This is a genomic window from Stenotrophomonas sp. SrG, from assembly GCF_050031795.1.
GTDB lineage: Bacteria > Pseudomonadota > Gammaproteobacteria > Xanthomonadales > Xanthomonadaceae > Stenotrophomonas > Stenotrophomonas rhizophila_A.
The window spans coordinates 29,105-54,892 of record NZ_JBNBBE010000020.1; the positions used below are offsets into that span (position 1 = coordinate 29,105).

A 25,788-nucleotide genomic window follows, 5' to 3' on the forward strand; every position below is an offset into this window, starting at 1 on the left:
TCACGCAGGTATTCGTGATCGCGCGAGTACCCGGTGGGCCGCCGATGCCGGTGGCGGTGGAGAAGCATCCGGCGACGGCCCTGCCATTGAAGATCCGCCTGGACGACGCCGACAGCCCGATGCCGACGGCGAAGCTGTCCTCGCTGAAGGACGTGGAGGTATTCGCGCGGCTTTCGGCCTCGGGCACCGCCAGCCGGCAGGACGGCGATGTGGATTCGGAGGCGGTGCGGGTGACGTTGCCGCACAAGGGCACGATCCGATTGGTCCTGTAGATCCACGCCGGTACGAAGCGTCCCAGCCGTGACACGGCGCCGTTGACCTGCCCGGTTAGAATGGCCCCATGACTGAATTCATCCCGCCCGGCACCCGCTACCACGCCCTGCCCTCGCCCTTCGCGTTCAAGCGCGGGGGGCAGCTGCACGGCGCGCACGTGGCCTATGAAACCTGGGGCACGCTCAACGCCGATGCCAGCAATGCCGTGCTGATCGTCACCGGCCTGTCGCCCGACGCGCATGCCGCCGCCAACGACGGCAACCTTGCGGCCGGCTGGTGGGAAGGCATGCTTGGCCCGGGCAAGGCGATCGATACCGACCGCTGGTTCGTGGTGTGTGTGAACTCGCTCGGCAGCTGCAAGGGCTCAACGGGCCCGGCCACCATCAACCCCGCCACCGGCGAACTGTACCGGCTCAATTTCCCGGAACTGTCCATCGAAGATGGCGCCCGCGCCGCCGTGGACGTGGTGAAGGCGCTGGGCATTTCCCGGCTGGCATGTGTGATCGGCAACTCCATGGGCGGCATGACCGCTCTGGCGGTGCTGCTGCTGCACCCGGGCATCGCGCGCAGCCACATCAATATCTCCGGCAGTGCCCAGGCGTTGCCGTTCTCCATCGCCATCCGCTCGCTGCAGCGCGAGGCGATCCGCCTCGATCCGCAGTGGAACGGCGGCCAGTACACTGACCAGCAGTACCCGGAATCGGGCATGCGCATGGCGCGCAAGCTGGGGGTGATCACCTACCGCTCCGCGCTCGAGTGGGATGGCCGCTTCGGCCGCGTGCGGCTGGATTCGGACCAGGCCGATGACGATCCGTTTGGCCTGGAGTTCCAGGTCGAGAGCTACCTCGAAGGCCATGCGCGCCGCTTCGTGCGCTTCTTCGACCCGAACTGCTATCTCTACCTGAGCCGCTCGATGGACTGGTTTGACCTGGCCGAGTACGCCGACGGTGATGTCATGGCCGGCTTGGCCAGCATCAAGGTGGACAAGGCCTTGGCCATCGGCGCCAACACCGACATCCTGTTCCCGGTGCAGCAACAGCAGCAAATCGCCGACGGCCTGCGCGCCGGCGGTGCCGATGCGCAGTTCATCGGGCTGGACTCGCCGCAGGGCCACGACGCGTTCCTGGTGGATTTCGATCGGTTCGGGCCGGCGGTGCGTACGTTCCTGGATGCGCTCTGATCCATGCGGCAACAGGGCAGGCTGAGCGAATGGAACGACGCGCGCGGCTTCGGCTTCGTGCAACCCAATGGTGGGGGTGACCGCTGTTTCGTGCATATCCGCGCCTTTGCCGCGCGCGACCGGCGCCCTGCTCTGAATGATGTGATCACCTACGACGTGCAGCGCGATGAGCAGGGCCGGCTCAACGCGGTCAATGTACGTTTCGCGCTGCAGCGTGATGGGCTAAGGGCCGGCACCACGACCAAGGGCAACGGCGGGCCCGACAGGCTGCCCCGGCTCACCATCGCACTGCTGTTCCTGGCGGGCGTGACCGCTACCAGCTTGGCGGGCTACTGCCCACCGTGGATTGTGGTGGCGTATCTGGGCCTGAGCGCCCTCACCTTCCTGTTTTACTGGCACGACAAGAGCGCCGCCCAGCACGATCGGCGGCGCACGCCCGAGAGCACACTGCAGGCGATGGCATTAGTCGGAGGGTGGCCTGGAGCATTGCTGGCGCAGGCTGTCCTGCGCCACAAGAACCGCAAGGCTTCTTTCCAGACCACCTTCTGGGTCGCCGTGGTGGTCAATCTGGTGGCGGTGGCGTGGATTGCCGGCGGTGGGTTGTCCATCGCCGGGTGACATGGTCGGGGCCGACCAACGGTCGGCGCTACCGGGAGGGCTTGCGACGGCGGGCTGGTTACTTTCCTGCGACGGCGTCGTTCAACTTTTCGATCGCTTGGTCGGCGGTGAAGGTGTTGGGCTTCTGGATCTTGGGGAAATCCTTGAAGGTCTCGTTGAACTTAGTCAGCAACGCGATGGCGCCGTATACGATGTAGACGTGGTTGATGTACCAGTCCCAGTAGGTGTTCGAGGTGACATCGGCGAACTCGTACGGGTCGGTGCGCAGGTTGTAGATCTTGGGAATGCGCATGGGGGTGAACGGTTCGCCCCAGACCGCCATGGTCCCTTTGCAGCGCTGCTCGATGAAGGTCACCTTCCAGTTGTCGTAGCGGATGCCCAGCGTGTCGCCGTCGTCTGAGATATAGACGAACAGTTTGCGCGGCGAATGCTCGGCCTTGCCTGTCAGGTAGGGCCACAGGCTCACGCCGTCGATGTGGTTCTTGTAGGTGCGCCCGATTGCCTTGACGCCCTTCTTGAGGTCGTCCACCACGGTTTTGTTCCCCGCCACTTCCAGGAACGTTGGCAGCCAGTCGTGGTGCTGCACGATTTCAGTGGAAATGGTGCCCGGCTTGATCTTCCCCGGGAAGCGCGCCACCAGCGGGATGCGGAAAGCGCCTTCCCAATTGGTGTCCTTCTCGCTGCGGAACGGGGTCATGCCGCCGTCCGGCCACGAATTGCGGTGCGGGCCGTTGTCGGTGGAGTACACCACCAGCGTGTCGTCGGCGATGCCCAGTTCGTCCAGGTAGTCCAGAAGCGAACCCACGTTCTTGTCGTGGTCGATCATGGTGTCGTGGTACGGCGACTGCCAGCGACCGGCCTGGCCCAGGCTTTCGGGCTTGGTGTGGGTGATCAGGTGCATGTGGGTGAAGTTCACCCAGGCGAAGAACGGTGTGTCGTCGTCGGTGGCCTGCTTGATGAAGCCCTTTGCGCGTTCGGCAAAGTCGTCGTCGCAGGTCACCATGCGTTCGCGGTTGAGCGGGCCGGTGTCTTCGATCTTCTGCTTGCCGACCTTGCCCCAGCGCGGCTGCTCCGTGGTGTCGTCCTTGTCGGTGGCGAAGCTGTGGATCACCCCGCGCGGCTTGACCGTGGCGATGAAGTCACCGAACTCGTCTTCCGGGAAGTAGTCGTACATCTCCGGCTCTTCTTCGGCGTTGAGGTGGTACAGGTTGCCGTAGAACTCATCGAAGCCGTGGTTGGTCGGCAGCATGTGGTTCAGGTCGCCCAGGTGGTTCTTGCCAAACTGGCCGGTGGTGTAGCCCTCGTTCTTCAGCAACGCGGCGATGGTGACGATCTTCTCGTTCATGCCGATCGGCGCGCCGGGTATGCCCACCTTCGACAGGCCGGTGCGCAGCACGCTCTGCCCGGTGATGAACGAGGAGCGGCCGGCCGTGCAGGATTGTTCACCGTAAGAGTCGGTGAACATGATGCCTTCGCGGGCGATGCGGTCGATGTTTGGCGTCTGGTAGCCCATCAACCCGTGCGAGTAGCAGCTCAGGTTGGAGATGCCGATGTCATCGCCCCAGATGACCAGGATGTTGGGCTTTTTCGTCTTGGTGGCGGTGGCCATCGGGTTCTCCGGGAGCGCTTTGGCGGGTCCTTGGATGATCCCTGCGGGGCTGGGGGGCGACCACCGTGTTTCTACTTATGTTGGCTAAGTAATTCTGTCCCGTCGGTGTGTCGGCTGCGGATGCCGTGTACCGACCAACGGTCGGTACCTACCGGGGCCGTGTGCCGACCAACGGGCGGTACCTACCGGGGCCGTGTACCGACCAACGGTCGGTACCTACCGGGGCCGTGTACCGACCAACGGTCGGTACCTACCGGGGCCGTGTGCCGGCCCACGGTTGGTACGTGGCGTGGATGCGTGGCGTGGCGCCGCCGGTAGGTACGGACCGTTGGTCCGTACGGCGTCAATGCCACGCGCTGCCTACCTGCACGTAGACGGTGTCGTCTTCCGGGCCGAAGGCGTAGTCCAGGCCGACGTAGAGGCCTAGTTGGCGCGCGATCAGGTAGCGGCCGCCGACGCCCTTGGCCACCTGGCTGGAGGCACCGGAGAAGCTGCCATGCTCGCCCCAGGTGCGTCCCGCCCCGACGAAGCCAATGGCCGCCCAGCGCGGGGTGAGGTTCCAGCGCAGTTCGGTTTCCACCGTGGCAGCGCGCGTGTTCTGGTAACGGGCCGAGCCGATGCCGCGCAGATCGATGTAGGGCAGCCGATAGAACGGCACGTCGCCGCCCACCCAGCGCACGTCCACGCGCCCGCCCAGGACAAGGCGCTTGTCGGCCAGCGGAAGGTAGCCGAACGCATGTGCGCGGTAGCTCTGGAAGTCGTTGTCGCTGCCGATGGCATTGTCGTAGAAGTTGCCCTCCAGCATGCCCAGCCAACCGCTGTTGGGGGTGAACGAATTGTCGCGCTGGTCGTACTGCAGCGACAGCCCAAGGCCGGAGGTTTTCCGGTTCAGCTCGTGCGGCTTGAAGTACTGCCGGTCCGAATCGACGTCGAAGCCGATGTCCAGGTCCATGTAGACCCATTGCAGGCCCAGGAACAGCGACTGGTCGCCCAGGCGCCGGGCAATCTTCTGGAACGCCATGTAGCCGTCGGAACTGTAGCCGATGCCCACTTCCGGCAGCACGTTGCCCGGCGTGTAGAAGTCCAGGTTGAACGAGGACTTGGCGACGCCACCGGTGTAGCGCCAGCGGTCGTCCTTGAAGTGCAGCATGGCGCCGGCGCCGTAGGCCGTGCTGCCGTTCTCGGTCTTCATCCCGGCTACGCCGTAGATATTTGGCGGGATCATCTGCTTGCGCCCATCGGCAGCGGTGCGTTCCAGCGCTGCGCCCTCCGGCCGGTGGAAGAACGCCAGGGCCACGCCGCCGCCGTAGCCCACGGCGGGGTCGCTGATGATCACCGGCACCGGCAGGAAGCCCTTGCGGTCGAGCAGCCAGCGCGACATGTCGAAATGGCCGTCCTGCGGGTCCTTGAACATGCCGTGGCGGGATGCGGCCGGGGCCGGCGCCGTGGTGTCAGGCACTGCCTGCTGCGCCAGTGCGGGCGCAGCCACCACACAGTGCAGGAGCACTGCGGCCACCGAACCTGCCTTCCATCCACGCATATCGTGCTCCCGGACGCTTCATCCCGTTCCCGGACAACACTGACAGACCCGGCCACCTTCCAGCCACGGCCGTTCTACGTAGCAGCCCTAAGTACAACTACCGAGAACAGGCGGGAACATCGCAGCGTCGGCGGCAACACGGTAGATGGCTGATGCACCGCCCTCCCGGGCGCCTTTCAGCTTCCCGGGCCACTCTCGGACGTCGCGTTCTTGTCCGCATCCGGTGGCGCGTGCCCATGCCCACCGGCCGGATCCTCGATCTGGATGACCCGCCCCTTCTGCCAGGCATCCGCGCCGGCATCTATCGGCGGTGCAACGATATCAGCGCGGCGCTCGCGCTTGTCCTGGCTACTCACGCCCAGCCGGTCGTCCCGTGCAGCGACCATCTGAGGGTCAGCCTGCCCATCCGCCGTGAATCCCATCATCAGCTGCGGCATGCCACGCGGCAGGTCCTTGTCCAGGTCGGTGTGCCAGGTGTGCCAGGTTTTCCCGTAGGTATGGATGAGCTTCTCCATCAACGCATGCTCGGCCACCTCCGGAATGCCGGGCGCAACCAACTGCCCCGATTTCACTTCGTGGACGTGGCTGTGCCATAGCACCTTTTCCTGATCGGGCAAGGCGGCAAACAGCTTGGCGCTGATGATGTACTCCACCCCCATCAGCTTGGCGTCCTTGACGTTGCCGTCGTAGATCGTGCACTGGATGACATCCTCATTGAGGATGGAGCAGTAGTGGTGCGCCTCCATCTGCACCTTCATCTGGCCGTTGTAGAAATGGAAGCCATCCAGATATGCGTTGATTGCCTCGATCGGCGGCCGATCCTGCAACACCGCAGCACCCGTTTCGAGCACCTTGGTCTTGGCGGTTTCTTCCACGCCCGGTGCCCGGACGCTGGATTCGGTATTGCCGCCCCCGCATCCGGCCAAGGCAAGCGAGACGACGCCGCAAATGATGGATCGATGCATGGGTGGCCCTCCGGGGAAGCTCCTGCATCGTGTCCCCTCGGATGTAACGTCGGGAGCATGGGAGCGTGAGACCCGGATAAAAGCGCGGAGGGGTTCCACCAAGGCGCAACTCGCTTTTCCTTCACCTCCCCGCCCCACACGCAGGACTAACGTCGATACGGATGATTTGAGGCTGTGTAGTCATGTGGCGGAGAAACGGTCTCTCGATTGTGTTGTTCCTATTGCTCGCCTTCTTCCTTGTGGGCCAGGTATGGACAGGCTTCCTCAGCCATAACCAGGAACTGCACGAGGCCCACCGCGCCGGCCTGGACCTGTGGGCCTACCTGCACAGTGGTCACTTCGTCAGCGCGACCTTCGAGAACTGGGAAAGCGAGTTCCTGCAGATGGGCATGTACGTGCTGATCACGGTCAGACTGCGGCAAAAGGGCTCTGCGGAATCGCGCCCGCTGAAGGGGGAGCACGAGGAGGAACGCATTCTGCCGGGGCCCACTCCCTGGGCAGTCCGCAAAGGGGGAATCTGGAAGCTTCTCTACGGTCACTCGCTGGCCATCGTCTTTTCCATCCTTTTCCTGGCGAGCTTCTTCCTGCACCTCGCCGGGAGCTGGCGCGCGACGGTGGATGAGCAGGTCGCCCGGGGCCTGCCCGCCCCTACCTGCTGGGAGCACCTGTGGAGCAGCAGCTTCTGGTTTGAATCCTTCCAGAACTGGCAGAGCGAGTTCCTGGCCGTCCTCGCCCTGGTAGTGCTGACCATCTTCCTGCGCCAGAAAGATTCGCCCCAGTCCAAACCCTTGGCTGCGCCGCACAGCCAGACGGGGGACTGAACCCCCGGCCAGCCCACTCACGCGAACCGGCGTTTGCCGGATCGTTACAATGGGCCTTACGGCGGAGAAATCCTGGGGAGGGTGAACGTGGACCAGTTGCCCAGCCCGAAAGACGCTCTAAACGACGAGTCCCGGCAGTTCGCACGAGCGGAGACTCTGCCAGACCTTGCGCATGCGAATCGCATATACAACTTGGGTCCAAAGAGGTTCCTGCCATAGGATTGACACGCCGAGGCAACCTACCATCTACCGGGGAAACAAATGGACGTCGAATCGAGGCTGGCAGTTCTCGAACAAAACCTGATGGAACGGCTAGCAGCGGAAATCGCGCAGGATGCTGTTCTAGACGCGTTGATAGCAACACACCCTGATCAACGGGCGGTTCGAAATGCATACCAGGCCATTTCTGCATATCGTTTAACGCAATTCGGCGACCTGGGGTTCGAGCAGCAGGCACCCGCAAAGAGTGTCGCTAATGTGTTTGGGCTGCTTCGTGAGCAGTTCGACGCTTGGCAGGGGAAGCTCTCGGCGGACAACTGACCGCAAGCCAGCAATTGCACAGCTGGCAGGCGAGTCGACCACGCCCGGCCGCGGCCAACACCCACGCCGTCACGACGGGTTCCCAGCTTAGAACTACTTCGCCATCTTCTCTTCCATCGCCGAGCGCTGGATCCAGCTCATCCTGGAGCCGCCTTTGTAGCCATCAGCGTGCTGAATTGTCGGGTCCTCCAGCGCGCTCTCAAGGGAGGGGGCAGCCTGCCCCGCAGCTGCTGCGAGCGTTGTTCATAGTAGTCCCGCTTGGCCGAGTCGGATTCGGTGTCACGTACGCGGTCATACGCAGTTGCGCACTGGGTGGCCCGGTCTTGGTGACCACCCCAGCTTAGCTGGGGTGGGCGACGGTGTGGTGCGTACGTCGGATTGGTGGACGGATCTTTGAAAAACACAGCCCGGTATTACGGGTTGGGTTGCTGGCGTTGTCTCTCGAGGCGGGCCTTTTGCAGGCGGCCCATTTGGCGGACTTTTGGGATGGCCGGGTCGGGTTCGGGCTCTACGGTGAGCTGGATTCCGCCGGGGATGAGTTCCAGCTTCAGGCGGGCGCCTACGTTCAACCCTGCCCTGCGCATCCAGAGGCCACGTAGTTTTACGCAGGGGATGGGGATGTCATCGTGTTCGTCGTTGCCGCCGGGGTGGTACAGGGCCTCGACGCGGACGCGGGCGGGCTGGGTCACGTGAAGCTTGCGTTTGGGGAGTTCTGAATAAGCGGTGTCAGGCCGGGAACTTTGCATGATGGACCTCCAACAGAATCTCCCTCGCCGGATGGCGAGGGAGTCGGGAGGCTGAGAACCGTAACAAGATCCGGGCATGACGTATTCCCACGAGGGTATTTTATTCCGTCACCCTCCCGACGCAGGACGTCGAGCGTGTTGCACTTGTTAGGAGTTTCTCAGGCTCCGAGCATTCAACATGCATCGGAAGAAAGCTTACTGCCAATTGTTTCTTTCTTGAGTTCGGCGTGTTTCGAGTGAGTCTGTCTACCGTGATGCCGTGATTCGCCTGATCGCCGCCATTTGCTTGCGGCATGTCGCGTTCCGGATGGAACCGCATCACGTTGCGCGTTGAGCAATGGGTGGCGTCGTGGGGATGTTGGCGCCGGAATGGGATGTCACATCTGGCATGGAGTGCGCGGTTGATCTGGTGTCCATGCGTTAATGGGCCGATCGTTGTTATCGGCGGTCGTCTTGCGACCGACCCTACCGATTCGTCGGCCGGACGGGTGTGGCGGTGGGGTCGCATCCCTATCGACCGCCGATGACGGGTCATCGCGCGATGGGGCATGACGTTTGGAGCAACGGCGGTTGCGTTTGGCGACCATGCGTCAATCGCCGACCAGCCTGGAGCCGGCGTTACGACAGCCTTCCTTCGCGCAAGTGGTAGCTGCGGTGGACGATGCCTTCCGGCAGCTCGTCGTGGGTGATCATCACCAGGCTTCTGCCATGCAGCGCAGCCACCATGTCATGCAGCAGGGCATGCGCGGTATCCACATCCAGCCCTTCGGTCGGCTCATCCAGCAGCAGGATGGGTGAGCCGCGCAGCAGGGCGCGCGCCAGCGCCAAGCGGCGCGCCTGCCCGGCCGACATCGTGGCGCCGTTCTCGCCCACCCAGGCGCCGAGCCCACCGATCTGCGCTGCCCAGGTCTGCAGCCGCACGTCGGCAAGCACCTGCCACAAGCGCTCATCAGTGGCCTGCGCATCGCCCACCCGCAGGTTGTCGGCAATGCTGCCGGCAAATACCGGCGCGCTCTGCGGCAACCACGCAATCTGTTTGTGCCACGCGTCCTGGGCGACGTTGCGGATGTCCTGCCCGCCGTATAGCACGCGCCCTTCATCGGGGTCCCATAGCCGCAGCAGCAGCGCGGACAAGGTGGTCTTGCCACTGCCGCTGTCACCGCGGATGGCAATGCGATCACCCGGCGCCACGGTGAGCTGTACGCCCTCCAGCAGCGCCCTCGCCTGCCCCGGCCAGCGGAACGCCACCTGTTCCAGCTGCAGCGTGGCTGCCTGGGCAGGCAGTGCTACCGGTGCCGCTGCATCCTGAACCCCCGGCGGCTGATCCACGATGCTTTCCAGCCGTGCCGCTGCCACGCGCCCGGACAGCCATGACTGCCAGGCCAGGCCGATGCCGGCCCACAGTTCGATGAGGGCCACGGTGAGGAACACCAGCGCGGCCGCCAGGGCCGCATCAATCGCGCCGCGCTCGAATCCGCGCAGCGCCACCCACAGCATGCCGACCAGGCCCACCGATGCGCACAGGCCGTGCAGCGCGTTGCCGCCCACCAGCCGCCAGCGGCGCCGGCGGTCGCGCGAGCGCAGCTGTTTGGCCGCGACCAGCACGCGCAGGTTCCAGTCTTCGCGCGCGTGCAGTGCGGTGAGGTCGGCCGCGCCTTCCAGTCCTTCGAACGCCTGCGTGCGCAGCTGTGCACGGTGCAGCGCGCGGTCGCGCTCCTGCCCGCCGGCACCGCGCACGGTGAGCCACGGCACGCCCACGCCGATGGCCAGCGCCAGCACAGCCAGCAACAACGCGGCCGGCGGGTAGATCAGGCCGGCGGAGAACACGGCCACCAGCGAGACGCCGCCCAGCGCCAGCAGTGGGCCGATGGCGCGCACCAGCAGGCCGTCCACTTCGCCGATGTCCGACATCAGCCGCGCCAGCAACTCGCCGGTGCGGATGCCGGCCAGCCGCGCCGGTGCCAGCGGCAGCGCGCGGCGGAAAAACCACACCCGCAGGTCGCGGGCGATGCGCAGGGTGACGTCGTGCCCGACCAGTTTTTCGAAATAGCGCGAGACGATGCGCGCCATGGTCAGGCCGCGGATGCCGGCCGAGGGCGAGAAGAAATTGAACCCGCTGCCCAGCCCGGCCGCACCGGCCAGGGCGGCTGCGGTAAGGAAGCCACCGGACAGGCCTAGCAATGCGGTGCCGGCCAGCATCGTGGTCCACAGCAGCAGCACGGTGAGCAGCAGGCGGCCGCGATGGCGGGTGAACACCTGCTTGAGCGAATCGTCGCGGTGCTGGCTCATGCCGTTTCCTCCGTAGTCTGCGCGCGGCCACTGGCGGTGAGCACCAGCCGCGTGTCGGCCCAGCGCATCGCGGTGTCGCTGTGGGTGGCGATGACCACGGCGCGGTCGCGCGCGAACGCGGCCAAGGTCTGCAGCAGCGCAGCTTCGGTATCCGGATCGAGGAAGGCGGTGGGCTCATCCAGCAGCAACAGCTGCGGGTCGCGCAGCAGCAGCCGCGCCAGGCCGATGCGCCGTGCTTCGCCACCGGACAGCCCGAAGCCGCGTTCGCCGATCACGGTATCCAGGCCATCGGGCAGGTGCGCCGCGAAGCGCATCACCTGCGCCGCTTCGGCTACTGCGTGCAGGCGTGCGTCGCTCACGCCGGGATCGGCCAGGCGCAGGTTGTCGGCGATGCTGCCGTGGAACAGGTACGGGCGTTGCCCGGCGTAACCGACCTCCAGCCCTGGGCGCAGCACGATGCTGCCCTCGCGGGGCGGCAACCAGCCGGCCAGCGCTTCCAGCAGCGTGCTCTTGCCGCTGCCGCTGGGCCCCACCAGGGCCAGGCGCTGGCCGGCTTCGATCTGGAAGGAGAGCTGCTGCACCACATCGTGCGAGGCGCCCAACGGGCGCAGCACCAGGTTGCGCACCACCACCGGCGGCGCATGCTGCTCCAGCAGCTCCGGCGCGCGCGCCGCTGGCGCCGCTTCTTCGACGGCCACGGCGGCCGGCAGCTCGCCCAGCAGGCGCTCCACTTCCGCAGCGGCGGCCAGTGCGTTGGCGCGATCGTGGTAATGCGCGGCCAGCCGCCGCAGCGGTGCGTAGAATTCCGGGGCCAGCAGCAGGCAGAACATGCCCGCGCCCAAGGTAGGCACGGCGGCATGCAGGGACATCAGGCCGAGATAGCTCAGGCCCAGGTAAAGCGCGACCATGGCCACGCTGACCGAGGCGAAGAACTCCAGCACGGTGGAGGACAGGAACGCGATGCGCAGCACTTTCAGGGTGCGCTCGCGCACGCCTTCGGCAGCAGCGGCCACGCCGTCCAGTTCGGCCTCGCCACGGCCGTACAGGCGCAGCAGGCCCAGGCCCTTGATGCGGTCGGCGAAGTGGCCGCTCATCCGCGCCAGCTCACCAAGCTGCGCACGGCCGGCGGCTTCCGCGCCCCAGCCCACCAGCATCATGAAGAACGGCACCAGCGGTGCGGTGAACAGCAGGATCAGCGCCACCACCCAGTCCACCCAGGCCACGGCCAGCAGGATGAGCAGCGGCACGACCACCACTTCGATCCGCACCGGCTGGTAACCGGCGTAATAGCTCTCCACCGCGTCGGCATGGGCCAGCATCAGTTCGCCGAGCTCGCCGGCACGTTGCTGGCGCAGCCACAGCGGACCCAGCCCCAACAGCCGGCGGTACACCCGCTCGCGCAGGGTCAGCCGGGCCGCATCGGCCACATCGCCGGCGGCGGCCTGGGTGGCGCTGCCCAGCAGGGCCCGCACCGCCAATACCGCCAGCAGGCCCAGCAGCACCGGGGTGGCGGCGGCCACGGGACGGTGCTCGACCAGCACCGCCTGGATCAACCAGGCGATGGCCGCGGCCTGCCCGATCAGCAGTGCGCCGGACACACATATGCATAGCGCGGCCAGGCGCTGGCGGCTACGGGCGCTGGCGGCCAGCCCATTCAGCCAGTGCAGGCGCTGCCGGCGCAGGGCGGTGGTCTCGATGGCGGACGCGTCGGGGGGTATGCTCAAAGCGGATCACTGGCGGCCACAGGGAGGTACCGACCATTGTAAGGGGCGCCGGCCTACCCTCCCGGTGCGGCGCGCGGTCGCAGGTCGGAGGCCTACGATCCCCCTCCCTGCCCGTTCGTACATTGATCTGAATCAAGGCTAATAGAAGTTGCTGGTCACAGAATTCACTCCGTAGACCCCCTTCCCGCCACCTGAAACGGCAAAACCCCACGAGGTAGCCAGGCCATGATCGATTCGACAGTCGTAGAACTGTCGCGGCTGCAGTTCGCTTTGACCGCGATGTACCACTTCCTCTTTGTTCCCCTCACGCTTGGCCTCTCGTTCCTGGTGGCCATCATGGAAAGCGTGTACGTCATGACCCGCAAGCCGGTCTGGCGCCAGATGACCCTGTTCTGGGGCACGCTGTTCGGCATCAACTTCGCCATCGGCGTGGCCACCGGCCTGGTGATGGAGTTCCAGTTCGGCATGAACTGGTCGTATTACAGCCACTACGTGGGCGATATCTTCGGTGCCCCGCTGGCCATTGAAGGGCTGATGGCGTTCTTCCTGGAAGCCACGCTGGTGGGCCTGTTCTTCTTCGGCTGGAAGCGGCTGACCCCGGTCAAGCACCTGGCGGTGACCTGGTTCATGGCGCTCGGCACCAACCTGTCGGCGGTATGGATCCTGATCGCCAACGGCTGGATGCAGAACCCCACCGGTGCGGTGTTCAACCCGGACACGATGCGCATGGAAGTGGTGGATTTCGCCGCGGTGCTGTTCAACCCGGTGGCCCAGGCCAAGTTCGTGCACACGGTCAGCGCGGGCTACGTGACCGGCGCGATCTTCGTGATGGGCATCAGCGCGTTCTACCTGCTGCGCGACAAGCACAAGGACATGGCGCGCCGTTCGTTCGCGGTGGCCGCGGCGTTCGGCCTGCTGTCGTCGCTGTCGGTGGTGGTGCTGGGTGACGAAAGCGGTTATGCCGCCAGCGAGCACCAGAAGATGAAGCTGGCCGCGATCGAGGCGATGTGGGAAACCGAGCGCGCCCCGGCCGATTTCACCGCCTTCGGCATCCCGAACCAGACGACCCAGCAGAACGATTTCGCGATCAAGATTCCGTACCTGATGGGCCTGATCGCCACGCGTTCGTTCAACCAGCCCATCCCGGGCATCCTGGAACTGGTAGAACGTGCCGAGCACCGCATCAAGGGCGGCCAGCTGGCGTACGGTGCGCTGGAGCGCGTGCGCAAGGACAAGAATGACGTCGAAGCGCGCGAGATGTTCGACCGCCACTGGCAGGACCTGGGCCATGGGCTGCTGCTGAAGCGTTACCGCGATGACATCCTCAATGCTACGCCGGAGGAGATTTCCAAGGCAGCGATGGACACCGTGCCGCGCGTGGCGCCGTTGTTCTGGACCTTCCGCATCATGGCCGGGCTGGGCTTCTACCTGATCGCGTTCTTCGCGGTGGCCTTCTACTTCTCCTGCCGTAACACCTTCCATGAGAAGCGCTGGTTCCTGCGGTTGGCGGTGTGGTCGATTCCGGCGCCGTGGATTGCGATCGAGTGTGGCTGGTTCGTGGCCGAATACGGCCGCCAGCCGTGGGCGGTGGACGGCGTGCTGCCGACCTTCTACGCCGCGTCCGGTCTGGCCCTGCATGAAATCCTGACCACGCTGGCGGTGTTCACGCTGACCTATACGGTGCTGCTGATCATCGAGGTGAAGCTGATGCTCAAGACGATCCGCACCGGGCCGGCCGACATTCTTCCGTCGCTGCAGCCTTCACGCACGCCGCTTCCCCACCATGCCGCCACGCCGGCCCCCGGCCAGGCATAAGGCAGGAGATTCCAGATGGACATTCTTGGACTTGATTACACCACGCTGCGCGTGATCTGGTGGCTGCTGCTGGGCATCCTGCTGGTGGGCTGGGCGGTGATGGACGGCTTCGACCTGGGCGTGGGCACCCTGCTCCCGTTCGTGGCCAAAACTGATGAAGAGCGGCGCACGGTAATCAACACCGTGGGCCCGGTTTGGGAAGGCAACCAGGTATGGCTGGTGCTTGGTGGCGGTGCGATCTTCGCCGCGTGGCCGCCGCTGTATGCGGTGAGCTTCTCCGGCTTCTATCTTGCGATCTTCGCGATGCTGTTCGGGCTGATCCTGCGCCCGGTGGGCTTCAAGTACCGCAGCAAGATGCCCAGCAAGCGCTGGCGCGACACGTGGGACTGGGTGCTGTTCGTGGGTGGGCTGCTGCCTGCGTTGATTGCCAGCGTGGCGGTGGGCAACGTGCTGCTGGGCGTGCCGTACCACTTCGATGACAGCATGCGCATCTTCTACACCGGTTCGTTCTTCGGCCTGCTCACCCCGTTCGCGCTGCTGGCCGGGCTGGTGGGCGTGGCGATGATGGTGTCGCACGGTGCGGCCATGCTGGTGCTGAAGACCGACGGCCCGGTGGCCGAGCGTTCGGCGCGTTACGGCAGCATTGCCGCGCTGCTCAGCTTCGTGCTGTTCGCTGCGGGCGGTGCCTGGGTGGCCTTCGGCCTGCCGGGCTATGAGATCACCTCGCAGGTGGTCACCGACGGCCCGACCAACCCGCTGTTGAAGACCGCTGCGGTGGGCACGGCGGCCGGTGGCTGGCTGCGCAACTACAGCAGCATGCCGCTGACCCTGGTGTTCCCGCTGCTGGGCCTGGCCGGTGCACTGGCCAGCGCGGTGCTGCTGCGGGCCCGCCGCGGCATGGCCGCGTTCCTGGCCTCGGGCGCGTCGATTGCCGGCATCATCCTCACCGTGGGCTTTGCGATCTTCCCGTTCCTGCTGCCCTCGTCCAGCCAGCCCAGCGGCAGCCTGACGGTGTGGGATGCCTCGTCCAGCCAGCTCACGCTGTTCATCATGCTGGTGGCCACGGTGATCTTCCTGCCGATCATCATTGCCTACACCAGCTGGGTCTACCGGGTGATGAAGGGCAAGACCACGGCCGAAGACATGGCCGACAACCCGAACGCGTATTGATACTGCCCATCGTGCCGACCCACGGTCGGCACCTACCGAAGTGACATTGGAGGTTTTGCCATGTGGTATTTCGCCTGGATCCTCGGCACCGGCCTGGCCTCGGCCGCCGCCATCCTCAACGGCATGTGGTTCGAAGCACGCGAGGTCGGCGCCACCGACCGCCAAGCGCGGTAGCACACGACCGTTGGTCGTGTGACCTTTCAAAAAAAGGTTGCCGATAATCCCTTCACACCGTATCCTTGTCGGCTCCTTCGGGGTGTAGCTCAGTCTGGTAGAGCGCTACGTTCGGGACGTAGAGGTCGCAGGTTCGAATCCTGTCTCCCCGACCATATAAGTGGTCACATTGAAGCCTGGAAGACATCATGTCCTCCGGGCTTTTTTGTATCTGTCGCCCGCAGGCAGCCACGCAGTGCGTGGCGCTACCGCGCGTACAATGCGGCAGCGTTTGTCCTTCACGGCCTGCGCCGAGCGCCCGCACTCCGCTGCACCCCCACGTGCCGCGCCACCTGCAAGAGATTCCTGCCATGACCCCTGCCGACCCCCATTCCACGTCCCTGCTGCGCGGACGCGTGCTGGCGTTTTCCGCCATCCTGCTGGCCGCGCTGAACCTGCGCACGGCGGTGACCTCGATCACCCCGCTGCTGGACCAGCTGGGCCAGACCTTCGGGTTCGGCACCACCATGACCGGCGTGCTGGGCATGCTGCCCACGGCCTCGTTCGCGCTGTTCGGGGTGACCACGCCGATGGTGGCCCGCCGTATCGGGCTGGAACGCACCGCCCTGTTGGCGATGGTGCTGGCGGCGGTGGGCCTGCTGCTGCGCTCGATGGCCGGCGGGGTGGGCAGCCTGCTGTTTGGCTCGGTGGTGGCGCTGGCCGGCATGGGCATCGGCAACGTGGTGGTACCGCCGCTGGTGAAGCGCTACTTCGCCAACCGCGTGGGCACGGTGAGCACGCTTTATATAACGGTGCTGCAGCTGGGCACCATGGTGCCGGCGCTGATGGCGGTACCGCTGGCGGAACAGGCCGGCTGGCGGGTGTCGCTGGGCATCTGGTCCATCTTCGCGGTGGCCGCTGCCCTGCCCTGGATCGCGCTGGCCCGCCGCCGCCCGCACCCGGACCCGCTGGATACCGCCGCCGACCCGGCCGCGCAGCCACACGGCAAGGTCTGGCGCACGCCGCTGGCCTGGGGCATGGCGCTGATGTTCGGCATGACCTCGCTGATGACCTATTCGATGTTCACCTGGCTGCCGCGCATCGTGGTGGAAGCCGGGGCGACGCCGGCGTTCGGCGGGATCATGGTGGCCATCTTTGCGGCCCTGGGCCTGGTGCCGTCGCTGACCATGCCGGCGTTGGCGGTGCGGTTGCGCAATCCCTTCCCGCTGGTGATTGTCGGGTTCAGCGCGTTCCTGATCGCGTTCGCCGGGCTGCTGTTCGCGCCGATGAAGGCGCCGTGGCTGTGGGCGGTGCTGCTGGGCATCGGCCCCTCGACCTTCCCGCTGGCGCTGACCCTGATCAACCTGCGCACCCGCACGCCGGCCGGTTCGGCGGCGTTGTCCGGCTTCATGCAGGGCGTGGGCTATGCTTTCAGCTGCCTGGGCCCGTTCCTCTTCGGCTGGCTGCATGCCGTCAGCGGCGCCTGGTACCTGCCGTTCGGCTTCCTGCTGGTGTGCGCGGTGGTGTTGCTGTCCGCGTCGTGGGTGGCGTGCAAGCCGCAGAAGCTGGAAGACGAGTGGTGACGTCGGCGCGGACACGCAGGGCGTGGCGCCCTGTTTCGGTGAATGCATCACGGATTGTGCGCACCTAGTGACGTAGCGTGTCGGAAACTGACCTGCGTTGCGGGTCAGCAGGCATGGCAGCAACCCCGGGGCGTCATGGCCCCGGGGCCGATGAATGGTTTCAGGGTGTCCAGACCCCGGGAACAGCGCCGTGGCGGCGGCCGGATGGTCTTGCTTTTCAACAACTTGCAGTCCCCATCACGCCTGTTTTCACAGCTGCGGAGGCCGTGTTGCGCCTTAACAATTTGTCTACATCGACGAAGTCGTGCACGATTGGCATGTGATGTGCGTCACATTTCCACGCACAAGTAGATTCTCTGAAGGGATGCTCCCGGGGGTTCCATGTACAAGCATCGGCCGCTGGCGCTCTGCGTCGGTTTGGTATGCGCCACACTCTGTCTGACCGCTCTGCCTGCTTCGGCGGCCACCTCGCGGGAAGATCACCTGGCGGAAATCAGCACCTACCGTGACCAGGCGCGCTGGCTTGACGCGCTGGGCGCGATCGAGCGCGCCCGGGCGGATGCGCCCAACGATGACCTGCTGTATCGCCTGCAGGTGCTCACCCTGTCCGACATCGGCAATGCGCACCGTGCTTGGCAGCTGTACCAGGCGCGCCCCGACCTGTTCGACGAGGCGCAGAAGCAGCGCTTCGAAGCCAATTACCTGGCCAAGCGGGTCGGCTGGAGCCTGGCCTACGGCGCCAGCGAAGACACCCGCCTGGACGAAGCCGAAGACGCGCTCGCGCAGATGGAGCGCTACCTGCAGCGCGACGGCCTCACCGTGCAGACCGCACCGCTGCGCATCCGCTATGACCGGCTGATCCTGCTCAACCGGTTGGGCCGCCACGAGCAGCTGCGCGACGAATACCGCGCCCTGCTCGCCGAAGGCCATGAGGTGCCGAACTACCTGATGGCGGCCGTAGGCGATTCGCTGATGGCCAGCCAGCATCCCGACGAAGCCATCCCGGTCCTGGAAGCGGCGCTCAAGGCCGATCCGGGCCGCTCCGAAGTGCATTCGGAACTGGCCTATGCGCACCTGGAAAGCGAGCGCGCCGATACCGCGATCAACGTGCTCACCCAGTGGCAGGCGCAGGAACCGGCGTGGCGCTGGGCCAAGGGCGCACGCGCGCCCTACGCCAACTGGCCGCGTTATGAGGCCGATCTCAACCTGTCGATGATCCGCGCCTACAGCGGTGACCTGGCCACCGCCCAGCACGATCTGGAAAAGATGGTGGAACTGGCCCCGGCCAACGGCGGCACCCAGTCGTCGCTGGGCAACGTCTACATGATGCGCGGCTGGCCGCGGCGGGCGCTGGAGCGCTACAGCATGGCCAATACGCTGGACCCGCGCGACGTCTCGGCGCGCCTGGGCCAGTACGACGCCTATGTGCAGCTGCAGCGCGATGACCTGGCCCGGCCGATCCACGATTCCCTGCTGGAACGCTACCCGAACCAGTCCTCGGTGCAGCGCATGGACCGCAGCTGGAAGGCCCACCGCGGCTGGCAGCTGCATGCGTACGCCGAAGGCGGCCGCAGCGAAGGCGGCGGTGGCACCTCGCCGCTGGGCAACGACGATGCGCGTTACGGCGTGGAACTGCAGTCGCCGGTGATCGATGACCGCTGGCGCGTGGTGACCTTCGCCGACCGCCGCAGCGTGGATTTCCAGGACCAGACCATCCGCCCGCTGTGGTTCGGGCTGGGCACGCGCTACCGCTTCGGCCGCGCCGACGCCGAACTGTTCGTCAACCGCGCCAATGACCACATCGGCGATACCGGCCTCAGCGCCGGGTTCGGCTGGCAGTTCAGCGATACCTGGCACGCCGGCGTGACGGCGGCACGCAACGCCGCCGATGCCTCGCTGCAGGCGCGCATTTCCGGCATCACCGCCGACAGCGTGGCACTGGCGGTGGATTACCGCCGCAACGAGCTCACCCACTGGAGCGCAGGCGCCAGCCAGTTCCGCTACGACGACGGCAACCGCCGCGACACGCTCAGCACCAGCATCGAACAGCGCCTGCTCACCCGCCCCACCCTGTTGCTGGATGGCCTGGGCAGCCTGTACGCCAGCCGCGGCAGCCGCGACGACGTGCCCTACTTCAATCCGTCCGAAGACCGTTCGGCGGAAATCGGCCTGCGCGTGGACCAGCAGTTGTGGCGCCACTACGAGCGGCATTTCCGCCACCGCCTGACCGTGTCGCTGGGCAATTACTGGCAGCAGGGCTTTGGCAGTGCGCTGGTGCCGTCGGCCGAGTATCGCCACGAGTGGCAGCTGGCCGATGGCCGGATCTTCGAATACGGGATCAGCTGGTCGCGGCCGGTCTACGACGGCAACCGTGAACGACACATCGGCCTTGATGCCGGCCTGCGCTGGGGACAATGAGATGCGACACATGGACTTGAAGCGCTTTACCTCCTGGCTGCTGCTGGCCGTGCTGGCCGTGTGCGGCAGTGCGCACGCCGCCCCGCCGGTGCTGGATTCGGCCGACAACGGGCTGCTGGTGCTCAGCTACCACGACATCCGCGACGACGTGGCCACCAAGGGCGACCCGGACGCGTACTCGGTGAGCACGCAGAACTTCGCCGCGCACCTGGACTGGCTCTCGGCGCACGGCTACCACCCGGTGTCGCTGTCGCAGCTGATCACCGCCTCGCAGGGCGGCGCGCCGCTGCCCCCGAAGCCGGTGCTGCTGACCTTCGATGACGGCCTGCGCAGCGTGTACAGCAAGGTGTTCCCGCTGCTGCGCGCCTACAACTACCCGGCGCTGGTGGCGGTGATCACCGATTACGTGGACATGCCCGCCGGTCGCCAGATCGATTACGGCTACCGCCCGTTCACCCGCGACGACTTCCTCACCTGGGAACAGCTGCGCGAGATGCAGCGCAGCGGCCTGGTTGAACTGGCCAGCCACACCGACAACCTGCACCACGGCGTGCAGTCCAACCCGCAGGGCAATTCGACCCCGGCGGTGATTACCCGCACCTACGACCCGGCCACGCAACGCTACGAAACCGAAGCCGAGTACCAGGCACGGCTGCGTGCCGACCTGGGCCTGAGCGTGAAGCGCATCCAGGACAACGTAGGCGTGAGTCCGAAGGCGATCGTGTGGCCGTATGCAGCCTACAACGCGATGAGCAACCGCATCGCCGAAGAACTGGGCATGCCGGTGTCGTTCGACCTGGAAGGCCGCAGCACGCCGGTCACGCGCGACCTGCACGGCCTGGCCCGCCTGCTGGTGACCGGCAACCCGCCGGTGACCCAGCTGGCCTATGAGCTGCGCCGCGACGTCGAACGCGACGGTATGCGCGCCCTGCAGATCGACCTGGACGCGGTGTACGACGCCAACCCGGTCCAGCAGGCGAAGAACCTGGACGCGCTGCTCGAACGGGTCAAGAAGATCGGCCCCACCCACGTGTTCCTGCAGGCCTTCGCCGACCCGGACGGCAACGGTTCGGCCGATGCGCTGTACTTCCCCAACCGGCACCTGCCGATGCGCGCGGACCTGTTCAACCGCGTGGCCTGGCAGCTCAAGACCCGCGCCGGGGTGAAGGTGTACGCGTGGCTGCCGGTGCTGGGCTATGAACTCAAGGACCCGGCGATCCGCAAGGCGCTGGCGATCGAGAGCCCGGAAAGCGATGGCATCTTCCGGCTCGATTTCACCAACCCGAAGGTCCGTCACATCATCGACGACATCTACGAAGACCTGGCGATCAACTCGTACTTCGAGGGCCTGCTGTTCCACGACGATGCCTACCTGCGCGACACCGAACTGGCCAACCTGCCGCAGGAAGGCGACGACGGCGCGCGTACCCAGGCGCTGATCGACTTCACCCTGGAACTGCGCGGCGCCGCACAGCGCTGGCGCCCGAAGCTGGCCACGGTGCGCAACCTGTACGCGCAGCCGGTGCTGCAGCCGCAGAGCGCGAGCTGGTTCGCCCAGCGCCTGGACCTGTTCAACAAGGCCTACGACCACACCGCGCTGATGGCGATGCCGTGGATGGAAGGCAGCCGCGACCCGCAGAAATGGCTGGACCGGCTGGTGCAGGCCGTGCGTGAGCACGACCCGCAGCTGTCACAGACGATGTTCGAGCTGCAGACGGTGGACTGGCGCACGCAGAAGCCGATTTCCGGCACGGTGCTGCGCGCCCAGATCCGGCGCCTGCAGGCGCAGGGCGTGCGTCATTTCGCCTGGTACCCGGACGACTTCATTGCCGGGAAGCCGTCCACCTACGATGCGCGCGCGGCCATGTCGGCACGCACCTTCCCGTACGAGGAAAAGTGAGGCCGCCATGCATCCGCTCCTCTACCTGCTGTTCCAGTTCGCCTTCTTCTACCCGATGGTGATGGCGTTCTTCTGGATGTCCGGGGGGTTGTATTACTTCTTCCGCCGCGAGCGGAAGGCGCGGCTGCGCGACGATCCGCCGCCGATGGACAGCTACCCGTTCGCGTCGATCCTGATCCCCTGCCACAACGAGGCCGACAACCTGGCCGATACGCTGGGCGCGGCCCTGGCGCAGAAGTACCCGGATTTCGAGGTGATCGCCATCAACGACGGCAGCCGCGACGATACCGGGGCCCGCCTGGATGCGATGGCCGCCGAACACCCGCGCCTGCGCGTGGTGCACCTGGACCGCAACCTGGGCAAGGCCAATGCACTGCGCATGGGCGCGCTGGCGGCACGTTCGGAATACCTGGTGTGCATCGATGGCGATGCGATGCTGGAAGAACACGCCACCCACTGGATGGTCTGGCACCTGACCTCGGGCCCGCGCGTCGGCGCCGTCACCGGCAACCCGCGCATCCGCAACCGCTCCACCCTGCTGGGGCGGCTGCAGGTGGCCGAGTTCTCCTCGATCATCGGCATGATCAAGCGTGCGCAGCGCGTGTACGGGCGCATCTTCACCATTTCCGGGGTGATCGCCGGGTTCCGCCGCACCGCGCTGCACCGCATCGGCTACTGGGCCGATGACATGATCACCGAGGACATCGACATCAGCTGGCGGCTGCAGATCGACCACTGGGACATCCGCTACGAGCCGAACGCGCTGTGCTTCATCCTGATGCCGGAAACGCTCAAGGGGCTGTGGCGGCAGCGCCTGCGCTGGGCCCAGGGCGGCGTGGAAGTGCTGCTGCGGCATGGCCGTTCGCTGTTCGACTGGCGCAAGCGGCGCATGTGGGGGGTGCTGCTGGAATACATGTTCAGCGTGCTGTGGGCGTACACGATGCTGGCGATCATCCTGCTGTGGGCGCTGGGCAAGTTCATCCCGCTGCCGCAGGACCTGTACATCGCCACGCTGCTGCCGCAATGGCACGGCGTGATCCTGGCGCTGGTGTGCCTGCTGCAGTTCGCGAGCAGCCTGATCATCGACCGCCGCTACGAAACGCATATTGGACGTAATTACTTCTGGGTGATCTGGTACCCGATGGCGTACTGGCTCATCAGTCTGTTCACGACCCTGGTGGCACTGCCCAAGACGCTGTTGAAGCGTCGTGGCAAGCGCGCGATCTGGGTCAGTCCTGACCGGGGTATACGATGAACGCTTCCAAGCCGACCCGCCGCTACGACTCCCGCCTGATCCGCAAGACGCGCCAGCAGCCACGGCTGCAGCGCACCGCGTGGGGGTTTGTCACCATCGCGTTCTGGGGGTTCTATTTCTACCTCTGGGCACCGCTGATCACCGCCCTTTCCTGGCTGCTCGGTGGGCAGCTGGCGTGGCTGCAGCTGTACGAGTACAAGCAGAGCGTGGACCCGTTCATCGTCATCGCGCTGCCGGTGATGCTGGTGTGCTGTTCGGTGCTGCTGATCGCCTGGGCGGAATACAACCGCATGCGTTTCGCCGGCAAGGACCGGCGCAATGCGCGCGCGGATGTGTCGCTGGAAGAGATCGCGCACAACCTGGGCGCCAGCCCCGCGTTGGCCGCGCAGCTGGCCAACGGCAAAGCGGTGACCCTGCACATGGATGACCACGCCAGGCCGATCGGCCTGACCCACCAGAACATCGAGATGAGATGACGGGTAGCGCCACGCCCTGCGTGGCTGCCCTGGATGTGTACAACCCTTCACATCCCTGACCCAGCCCAGGCGTACGCTCCGCCTCGGAGACATCCCGCACTTCATTGTGAGGGGATACATCATGTCGTCTATCGAGACTTTGGTCACTGAAGTGGCCCGGGCCACCGGCCTTGGACCGAACGCCCAGAAATTCATCGGCGTCGTCATCGAGTACATCTTCAAACAGCCCGGCGGACTCGCCGGCCTGGCCGACAGATTCTCCGCCGCCGGGCTTGGCGATGTCTTCAAGTCCTGGTTCTCAGGCCAACCCAACATGCGCGCTGTCGATGCCGGGCAGATCCGCAGCGCGCTGGGCGGGCAGAGCATCGAGGACATCGCCAGCAAGGCCGGGGTAACGCCCGCCGTGGCACCCGCGCTGCTGGCAACCGCCCCGCCGCCGATCGTCCGGGCGGTGACCGCCGGCGGGGTGATGCCGACCGCGCTTCCCGCTGCATTCACGGGTCTGCTGGGCACGAAGGGGAAGAAGCGGTCCCCCTTCCGCCTCTGGCGTTGGCTGCTGCCCTTGCTGGCATTGCTCGCGCTTGCGTGGTGCGGCTGGCAATCGCGCCACGTGGCCAAGGCGCCAGCGGTTACCGCGCCGGCCGCCAACGTCGCGGCCGTGTCCACCCACCCCACCCTGTCCTTCCAGAACACCGACGGCAAGGTGACGTTGAACGGCACATTGGGATCGGTGGCCGACAAGGCGAAGCTGCTGGGGGCCTTTGCGGGCGCCTATGGACAGATCAACGTCAGCTCCAACATCCAGGTGGATACCAACGTCAAGCAAGCCAGCTGGCTGGGCCGGTTGGCCGACCTGATCCCCAGCCTGAAACAGAACGCGCTGCAGTTCGCGTTGAACGGTGACTCGCTCAAACTGGATACTTCCAGGCTGCCCGAGGCCGAACGCACGGCGGTCAGCCAGCTGTTCCAGAAGGAGCTGGGCAACCTGGAGGTGGAGGGCCTGTTCGACAAGGGCGCTGCGGCACTGGGTGCGCTACCGCCGGGTTTCAGCAGTGACGACCTGACCCAGGCGTTGAACCAGACCACGATCACCTTCGAAACCGGGTCGGCGGTGATTACCCGCAGCAGTGCGTCGATCCTGGACGGTGCAGCAAAAGCAATCCAGGCGGCGCCGCCAGGGGCGCGCGTTGAAGTGGAGGGACACACCGACAACGTGGGCAACGCCGAGACCAACCAGACGCTCAGCGAGCAGCGTGCGAAGGCCGTAGCAGCAGCCTTGGCTGCCCGTGGCGTACCTGCAGACCGGCTGCTGGCACGCGGGTTCGGCGCCAACCGCCCGGTGGGCGACAACACCACCGAGGCAGGGCGCGCGGCGAACCGGCGGATTGCCTACAAGGCGTTGTAACGACCCACCATCGTTACCTGACGCAACCGCGCGCCGGTCATGGCGCGCGGGTCTGGCCGCTGCCCTGGACCACGAAGCGTTCCACGGTGAGCGCTTCGAGGCCCATCGGACCGTAGGCGTGCAGGCGCGTGGTGGAGATGCCGATTTCCGCGCCCAGGCCGAGTTCGCCGCCATCGGAGAAGCGGGACGAGGCGTTGACCATCACCACGGCGGCGCGCAGCGCGCTGATGAAACGCTGGGCGGCGGCCGCGTCTTCGGTGGCGATGACTTCGGTGTGGTCGGAGCTGTACTGCTGGATGTGGGACAACGCCTGTTCGAGGTCATCAACGACGCGCACGGCGATGATCAGGTCGAGGTATTCGGCCGCGAAATCGTCCTCCGTGGCCGGCGCGGCCTGCGGCAGCCACTGCCGGGCACGCGCGTCCGCGCGCACCTCCACCCCGCGTTCCCGCAAGGCGGCTTCAGCCTGCGGCAGGAACGTCTCAGCGACCTCGGCGTGGACCAGCAGGGTTTCGAGTGAATTGCAGGCCGAAGGGCGGCTGCATTTGCCATCCACCAGCAGCGCCAGCGCCTTGGCCGGGTCGGCGGCACGGTCCACGTACAGGTGGCACACGCCCTTGTAGTGCTTGATCACCGGCACGCGCGCATGTTCGGCAACGAAGCGGATGAGCCCTTCCCCGCCGCGCGGGATGGCCAGGTCGATCAGGTCGTTGAGCTGCAGCAGGGTGAGCATGGTCTCGCGACGCAGGTCTTCGACCAGGGTCAGCGCCGCATCGGGCACGCCGGCCGCGCGCAGGGCGCGCTTGAGCGAGGCGGCGATGGCGGTGTTGGAATGGATGGCTTCGGAGCCGCCGCGCAGGATCACGCCGTTGCCGGCCTTGATGCACAGCGCTGCGGCGTCGGCGGTGACGTTCGGTCGCGCTTCGTAGATCATCGCGATCACGCCGAGCGGCACGCGCACCTTCTGCACGCGGATGCCGTTGGGGCGGATGTCGTCGCGGGTGATGCTGCCGACCGGGTCGGGTAGTGCGGCCACTTCGCGGAGGGCAGCGCTGATGCCGGACAGGCGCGCCGGATTGAGGGCGAGGCGGTCGAGCATCGCGCTGCCGGTGCCTTTGGCTTCGGCGGCGGCGAGATCCAGCGCGTTGGCGGCCAGGATGGTGGCCGCGTCGCTGTCCAGCGCGTCTGCCATGGCATCCAGCAGCGCCGCCTTGGCCTCGGACGAAAGCTGCGCCAGTACCTGGGCGGCGTCGCGGCATTGGAGGGCTTGATCACGGATGTCCATGGGATCTCTCATCACGAAGGGTT

Annotated in this window: 21 protein-coding genes and 1 tRNA gene; 15 read left to right on the top strand and 7 right to left on the bottom strand. The window is 66.0% G+C overall.

The window, feature by feature from the left end; all coding sequences use genetic code 11:
- The 3 genes from ACQG3P_RS16605 to ACQG3P_RS16615 all read left to right on the top strand — a co-directional run.
- On the top strand, nucleotides 1-272 hold a 272-nt coding region (locus tag ACQG3P_RS16605), incomplete at its 5' end, for a c-type cytochrome biogenesis protein CcmI/CycH (protein WP_426805663.1).
- Nucleotides 273-340: 68 nt separating this feature from the next.
- The gene (metX, locus tag ACQG3P_RS16610) at nucleotides 341-1,453 is read left to right on the top strand and encodes a homoserine O-acetyltransferase MetX (protein ID WP_426805664.1); all 1,113 of its coding nucleotides are present in this window, start codon (nucleotides 341-343) and stop codon (nucleotides 1,451-1,453) included.
- 3 nt (nucleotides 1,454-1,456) lie between these two features.
- On the top strand, nucleotides 1,457-2,071 hold the full coding sequence (locus tag ACQG3P_RS16615; protein ID WP_426805665.1) for a DUF1294 domain-containing protein: 615 nt from the start codon (nucleotides 1,457-1,459) through the stop codon (nucleotides 2,069-2,071).
- Between the two features lie 58 nt (nucleotides 2,072-2,129).
- On the opposite strand, the gene ACQG3P_RS16620 is transcribed toward ACQG3P_RS16615, so the two are convergent.
- The 3 genes from ACQG3P_RS16620 to ACQG3P_RS16630 form a co-directional block, all read right to left on the bottom strand.
- Entirely contained in the window at nucleotides 2,130-3,680 is a 1,551-nt protein-coding gene (locus ACQG3P_RS16620) for an arylsulfatase (protein WP_426805666.1), read from the bottom strand.
- Nucleotides 3,681-4,023: 343 nt separating this feature from the next.
- Nucleotides 4,024-5,196 carry a BamA/TamA family outer membrane protein gene (locus ACQG3P_RS16625; RefSeq protein ID WP_426805667.1) on the bottom strand — a complete coding sequence of 391 codons (1,173 nt, stop codon included), beginning with the start codon at nucleotides 5,194-5,196 and terminating at the stop codon, nucleotides 4,024-4,026.
- A 200-nt stretch (nucleotides 5,197-5,396) separates the two neighbouring features.
- Nucleotides 5,397-6,185: an OBAP family protein gene (locus tag ACQG3P_RS16630; protein ID WP_254621976.1), complete on the bottom strand. Its 789-nt coding sequence runs from the start codon at nucleotides 6,183-6,185 to the stop codon at nucleotides 5,397-5,399.
- A gap of 182 nt (nucleotides 6,186-6,367) precedes the next feature.
- Here ACQG3P_RS16630 and ACQG3P_RS16635 point away from each other — a divergent pair, with 182 nt between their 5' ends.
- On the top strand, nucleotides 6,368-7,006 hold the full coding sequence (locus ACQG3P_RS16635) for a DUF6766 family protein (RefSeq protein ID WP_217536267.1): 639 nt from the start codon (nucleotides 6,368-6,370) through the stop codon (nucleotides 7,004-7,006).
- Between the two features lie 261 nt (nucleotides 7,007-7,267).
- Complete coding sequence (locus tag ACQG3P_RS16640; protein ID WP_217536269.1) at nucleotides 7,268-7,546, top strand: hypothetical protein; 279 nt, start codon at nucleotides 7,268-7,270, stop codon at nucleotides 7,544-7,546.
- Between the two features lie 413 nt (nucleotides 7,547-7,959).
- On the opposite strand, the gene ACQG3P_RS16645 is transcribed toward ACQG3P_RS16640, so the two are convergent.
- The 3 genes from ACQG3P_RS16645 to cydD all read right to left on the bottom strand — a co-directional run bounded on the left by ACQG3P_RS16645 (nucleotide 7,960) and on the right by cydD (nucleotide 12,305).
- Nucleotides 7,960-8,292, bottom strand: coding sequence for a hypothetical protein (locus ACQG3P_RS16645; RefSeq protein WP_426805668.1), 333 nt, complete (start codon nucleotides 8,290-8,292; stop codon nucleotides 7,960-7,962).
- Nucleotides 8,293-8,910: 618 nt separating this feature from the next.
- Entirely contained in the window at nucleotides 8,911-10,581 is a 1,671-nt protein-coding gene (gene cydC / locus ACQG3P_RS16650; RefSeq protein WP_426805669.1) for a thiol reductant ABC exporter subunit CydC, read from the bottom strand.
- On the bottom strand, nucleotides 10,578-12,305 hold the full coding sequence (gene cydD, locus ACQG3P_RS16655) for a thiol reductant ABC exporter subunit CydD (protein WP_426805670.1): 1,728 nt from the start codon (nucleotides 12,303-12,305) through the stop codon (nucleotides 10,578-10,580). The genes cydC and cydD overlap by 4 nt, the downstream gene beginning before the upstream one ends.
- A 225-nt stretch (nucleotides 12,306-12,530) precedes the next feature.
- Here cydD and ACQG3P_RS16660 point away from each other — a divergent pair, with 225 nt between their 5' ends.
- From ACQG3P_RS16660 to ACQG3P_RS16705, 10 genes are all read left to right on the top strand, one after another.
- Nucleotides 12,531-14,120, top strand: a complete 1,590-nt coding sequence (locus ACQG3P_RS16660; protein ID WP_068853169.1) for a cytochrome ubiquinol oxidase subunit I — start codon at nucleotides 12,531-12,533, stop codon at nucleotides 14,118-14,120.
- Nucleotides 14,121-14,135: 15 nt separating this feature from the next.
- The gene (gene cydB / locus ACQG3P_RS16665; protein ID WP_068853172.1) at nucleotides 14,136-15,290 is read left to right on the top strand and encodes a cytochrome d ubiquinol oxidase subunit II; all 1,155 of its coding nucleotides are present in this window, start codon (nucleotides 14,136-14,138) and stop codon (nucleotides 15,288-15,290) included.
- Nucleotides 15,291-15,350: 60 nt separating this feature from the next.
- The gene (cydX, locus tag ACQG3P_RS16670) at nucleotides 15,351-15,464 is read left to right on the top strand and encodes a cytochrome bd-I oxidase subunit CydX (RefSeq protein ID WP_426805671.1); all 114 of its coding nucleotides are present in this window, start codon (nucleotides 15,351-15,353) and stop codon (nucleotides 15,462-15,464) included.
- A gap of 78 nt (nucleotides 15,465-15,542) precedes the next feature.
- Nucleotides 15,543-15,619 (top strand) — tRNA-Pro (locus tag ACQG3P_RS16675).
- A 195-nt stretch (nucleotides 15,620-15,814) separates the two neighbouring features.
- Nucleotides 15,815-17,026 carry a CynX/NimT family MFS transporter gene (locus ACQG3P_RS16680; protein ID WP_426805672.1) on the top strand — a complete coding sequence of 404 codons (1,212 nt, stop codon included), beginning with the start codon at nucleotides 15,815-15,817 and terminating at the stop codon, nucleotides 17,024-17,026.
- A gap of 381 nt (nucleotides 17,027-17,407) precedes the next feature.
- Nucleotides 17,408-19,444 carry a poly-beta-1,6 N-acetyl-D-glucosamine export porin PgaA gene (gene pgaA, locus ACQG3P_RS16685; protein WP_184126604.1) on the top strand — a complete coding sequence of 679 codons (2,037 nt, stop codon included), beginning with the start codon at nucleotides 17,408-17,410 and terminating at the stop codon, nucleotides 19,442-19,444.
- A gap of 16 nt (nucleotides 19,445-19,460) precedes the next feature.
- Nucleotides 19,461-21,344, top strand: a complete 1,884-nt coding sequence (pgaB, locus tag ACQG3P_RS16690; RefSeq protein ID WP_426805688.1) for a poly-beta-1,6-N-acetyl-D-glucosamine N-deacetylase PgaB — start codon at nucleotides 19,461-19,463, stop codon at nucleotides 21,342-21,344.
- Between the two features lie 7 nt (nucleotides 21,345-21,351).
- Nucleotides 21,352-22,599 (top strand): poly-beta-1,6-N-acetyl-D-glucosamine synthase, encoded by a 1,248-nt coding sequence (gene pgaC / locus ACQG3P_RS16695; RefSeq protein WP_426805673.1) that lies wholly within the window; start codon nucleotides 21,352-21,354, stop codon nucleotides 22,597-22,599.
- A complete protein-coding gene (gene pgaD, locus ACQG3P_RS16700; protein ID WP_426805674.1) occupies nucleotides 22,596-23,075 on the top strand; it encodes a poly-beta-1,6-N-acetyl-D-glucosamine biosynthesis protein PgaD in 480 nt (159 codons plus the stop codon). The genes pgaC and pgaD overlap by 4 nt, the downstream gene beginning before the upstream one ends.
- Before the next feature lie 121 nt (nucleotides 23,076-23,196).
- Nucleotides 23,197-24,480, top strand: coding sequence for an OmpA family protein (locus ACQG3P_RS16705; RefSeq protein ID WP_426805675.1), 1,284 nt, complete (start codon nucleotides 23,197-23,199; stop codon nucleotides 24,478-24,480).
- 37 nt (nucleotides 24,481-24,517) lie between these two features.
- Here the strand turns inward: ACQG3P_RS16705 and ACQG3P_RS16710 are convergent, their stop codons facing one another.
- The gene (locus tag ACQG3P_RS16710; RefSeq protein ID WP_426805676.1) at nucleotides 24,518-25,765 is read right to left on the bottom strand and encodes a glutamate-5-semialdehyde dehydrogenase; all 1,248 of its coding nucleotides are present in this window, start codon (nucleotides 25,763-25,765) and stop codon (nucleotides 24,518-24,520) included.
- Nucleotides 25,766-25,788: the final 23 nt, after the last annotated feature.

What these genes read in the sequence shown, in the direction of transcription:
- ACQG3P_RS16680 (WP_426805672.1), top strand. Translation starts at nt 15,815, where the DNA reads ATGACCCCTGCCGACCCCCATTCCACGTCCCTGCTGCGCGGACGCGTG.
- ACQG3P_RS16645 (WP_426805668.1), bottom strand. Translation starts at nt 8,292, where the DNA reads ATGCAAAGTTCCCGGCCTGACACCGCTTATTCAGAACTCCCCAAACGC.
- cydC (WP_426805669.1), bottom strand. Translation starts at nt 10,581, where the DNA reads ATGAGCCAGCACCGCGACGATTCGCTCAAGCAGGTGTTCACCCGCCAT.
- ACQG3P_RS16630 (WP_254621976.1), bottom strand. Translation starts at nt 6,185, where the DNA reads ATGCATCGATCCATCATTTGCGGCGTCGTCTCGCTTGCCTTGGCCGGA.
- ACQG3P_RS16705 (WP_426805675.1), top strand. Translation starts at nt 23,197, where the DNA reads ATGTCGTCTATCGAGACTTTGGTCACTGAAGTGGCCCGGGCCACCGGC.
- ACQG3P_RS16710 (WP_426805676.1), bottom strand. Translation starts at nt 25,765, where the DNA reads ATGGACATCCGTGATCAAGCCCTCCAATGCCGCGACGCCGCCCAGGTA.
- ACQG3P_RS16615 (WP_426805665.1), top strand. Translation starts at nt 1,457, where the DNA reads ATGCGGCAACAGGGCAGGCTGAGCGAATGGAACGACGCGCGCGGCTTC.
- ACQG3P_RS16660 (WP_068853169.1), top strand. Translation starts at nt 12,531, where the DNA reads ATGATCGATTCGACAGTCGTAGAACTGTCGCGGCTGCAGTTCGCTTTG.
- ACQG3P_RS16635 (WP_217536267.1), top strand. Translation starts at nt 6,368, where the DNA reads ATGTGGCGGAGAAACGGTCTCTCGATTGTGTTGTTCCTATTGCTCGCC.
- pgaC (WP_426805673.1), top strand. Translation starts at nt 21,352, where the DNA reads ATGCATCCGCTCCTCTACCTGCTGTTCCAGTTCGCCTTCTTCTACCCG.
- ACQG3P_RS16640 (WP_217536269.1), top strand. Translation starts at nt 7,268, where the DNA reads ATGGACGTCGAATCGAGGCTGGCAGTTCTCGAACAAAACCTGATGGAA.
- pgaA (WP_184126604.1), top strand. Translation starts at nt 17,408, where the DNA reads ATGTACAAGCATCGGCCGCTGGCGCTCTGCGTCGGTTTGGTATGCGCC.
- cydX (WP_426805671.1), top strand. Translation starts at nt 15,351, where the DNA reads ATGTGGTATTTCGCCTGGATCCTCGGCACCGGCCTGGCCTCGGCCGCC.
- metX (WP_426805664.1), top strand. Translation starts at nt 341, where the DNA reads ATGACTGAATTCATCCCGCCCGGCACCCGCTACCACGCCCTGCCCTCG.
- pgaD (WP_426805674.1), top strand. Translation starts at nt 22,596, where the DNA reads ATGAACGCTTCCAAGCCGACCCGCCGCTACGACTCCCGCCTGATCCGC.
- cydB (WP_068853172.1), top strand. Translation starts at nt 14,136, where the DNA reads ATGGACATTCTTGGACTTGATTACACCACGCTGCGCGTGATCTGGTGG.
- ACQG3P_RS16620 (WP_426805666.1), bottom strand. Translation starts at nt 3,680, where the DNA reads ATGGCCACCGCCACCAAGACGAAAAAGCCCAACATCCTGGTCATCTGG.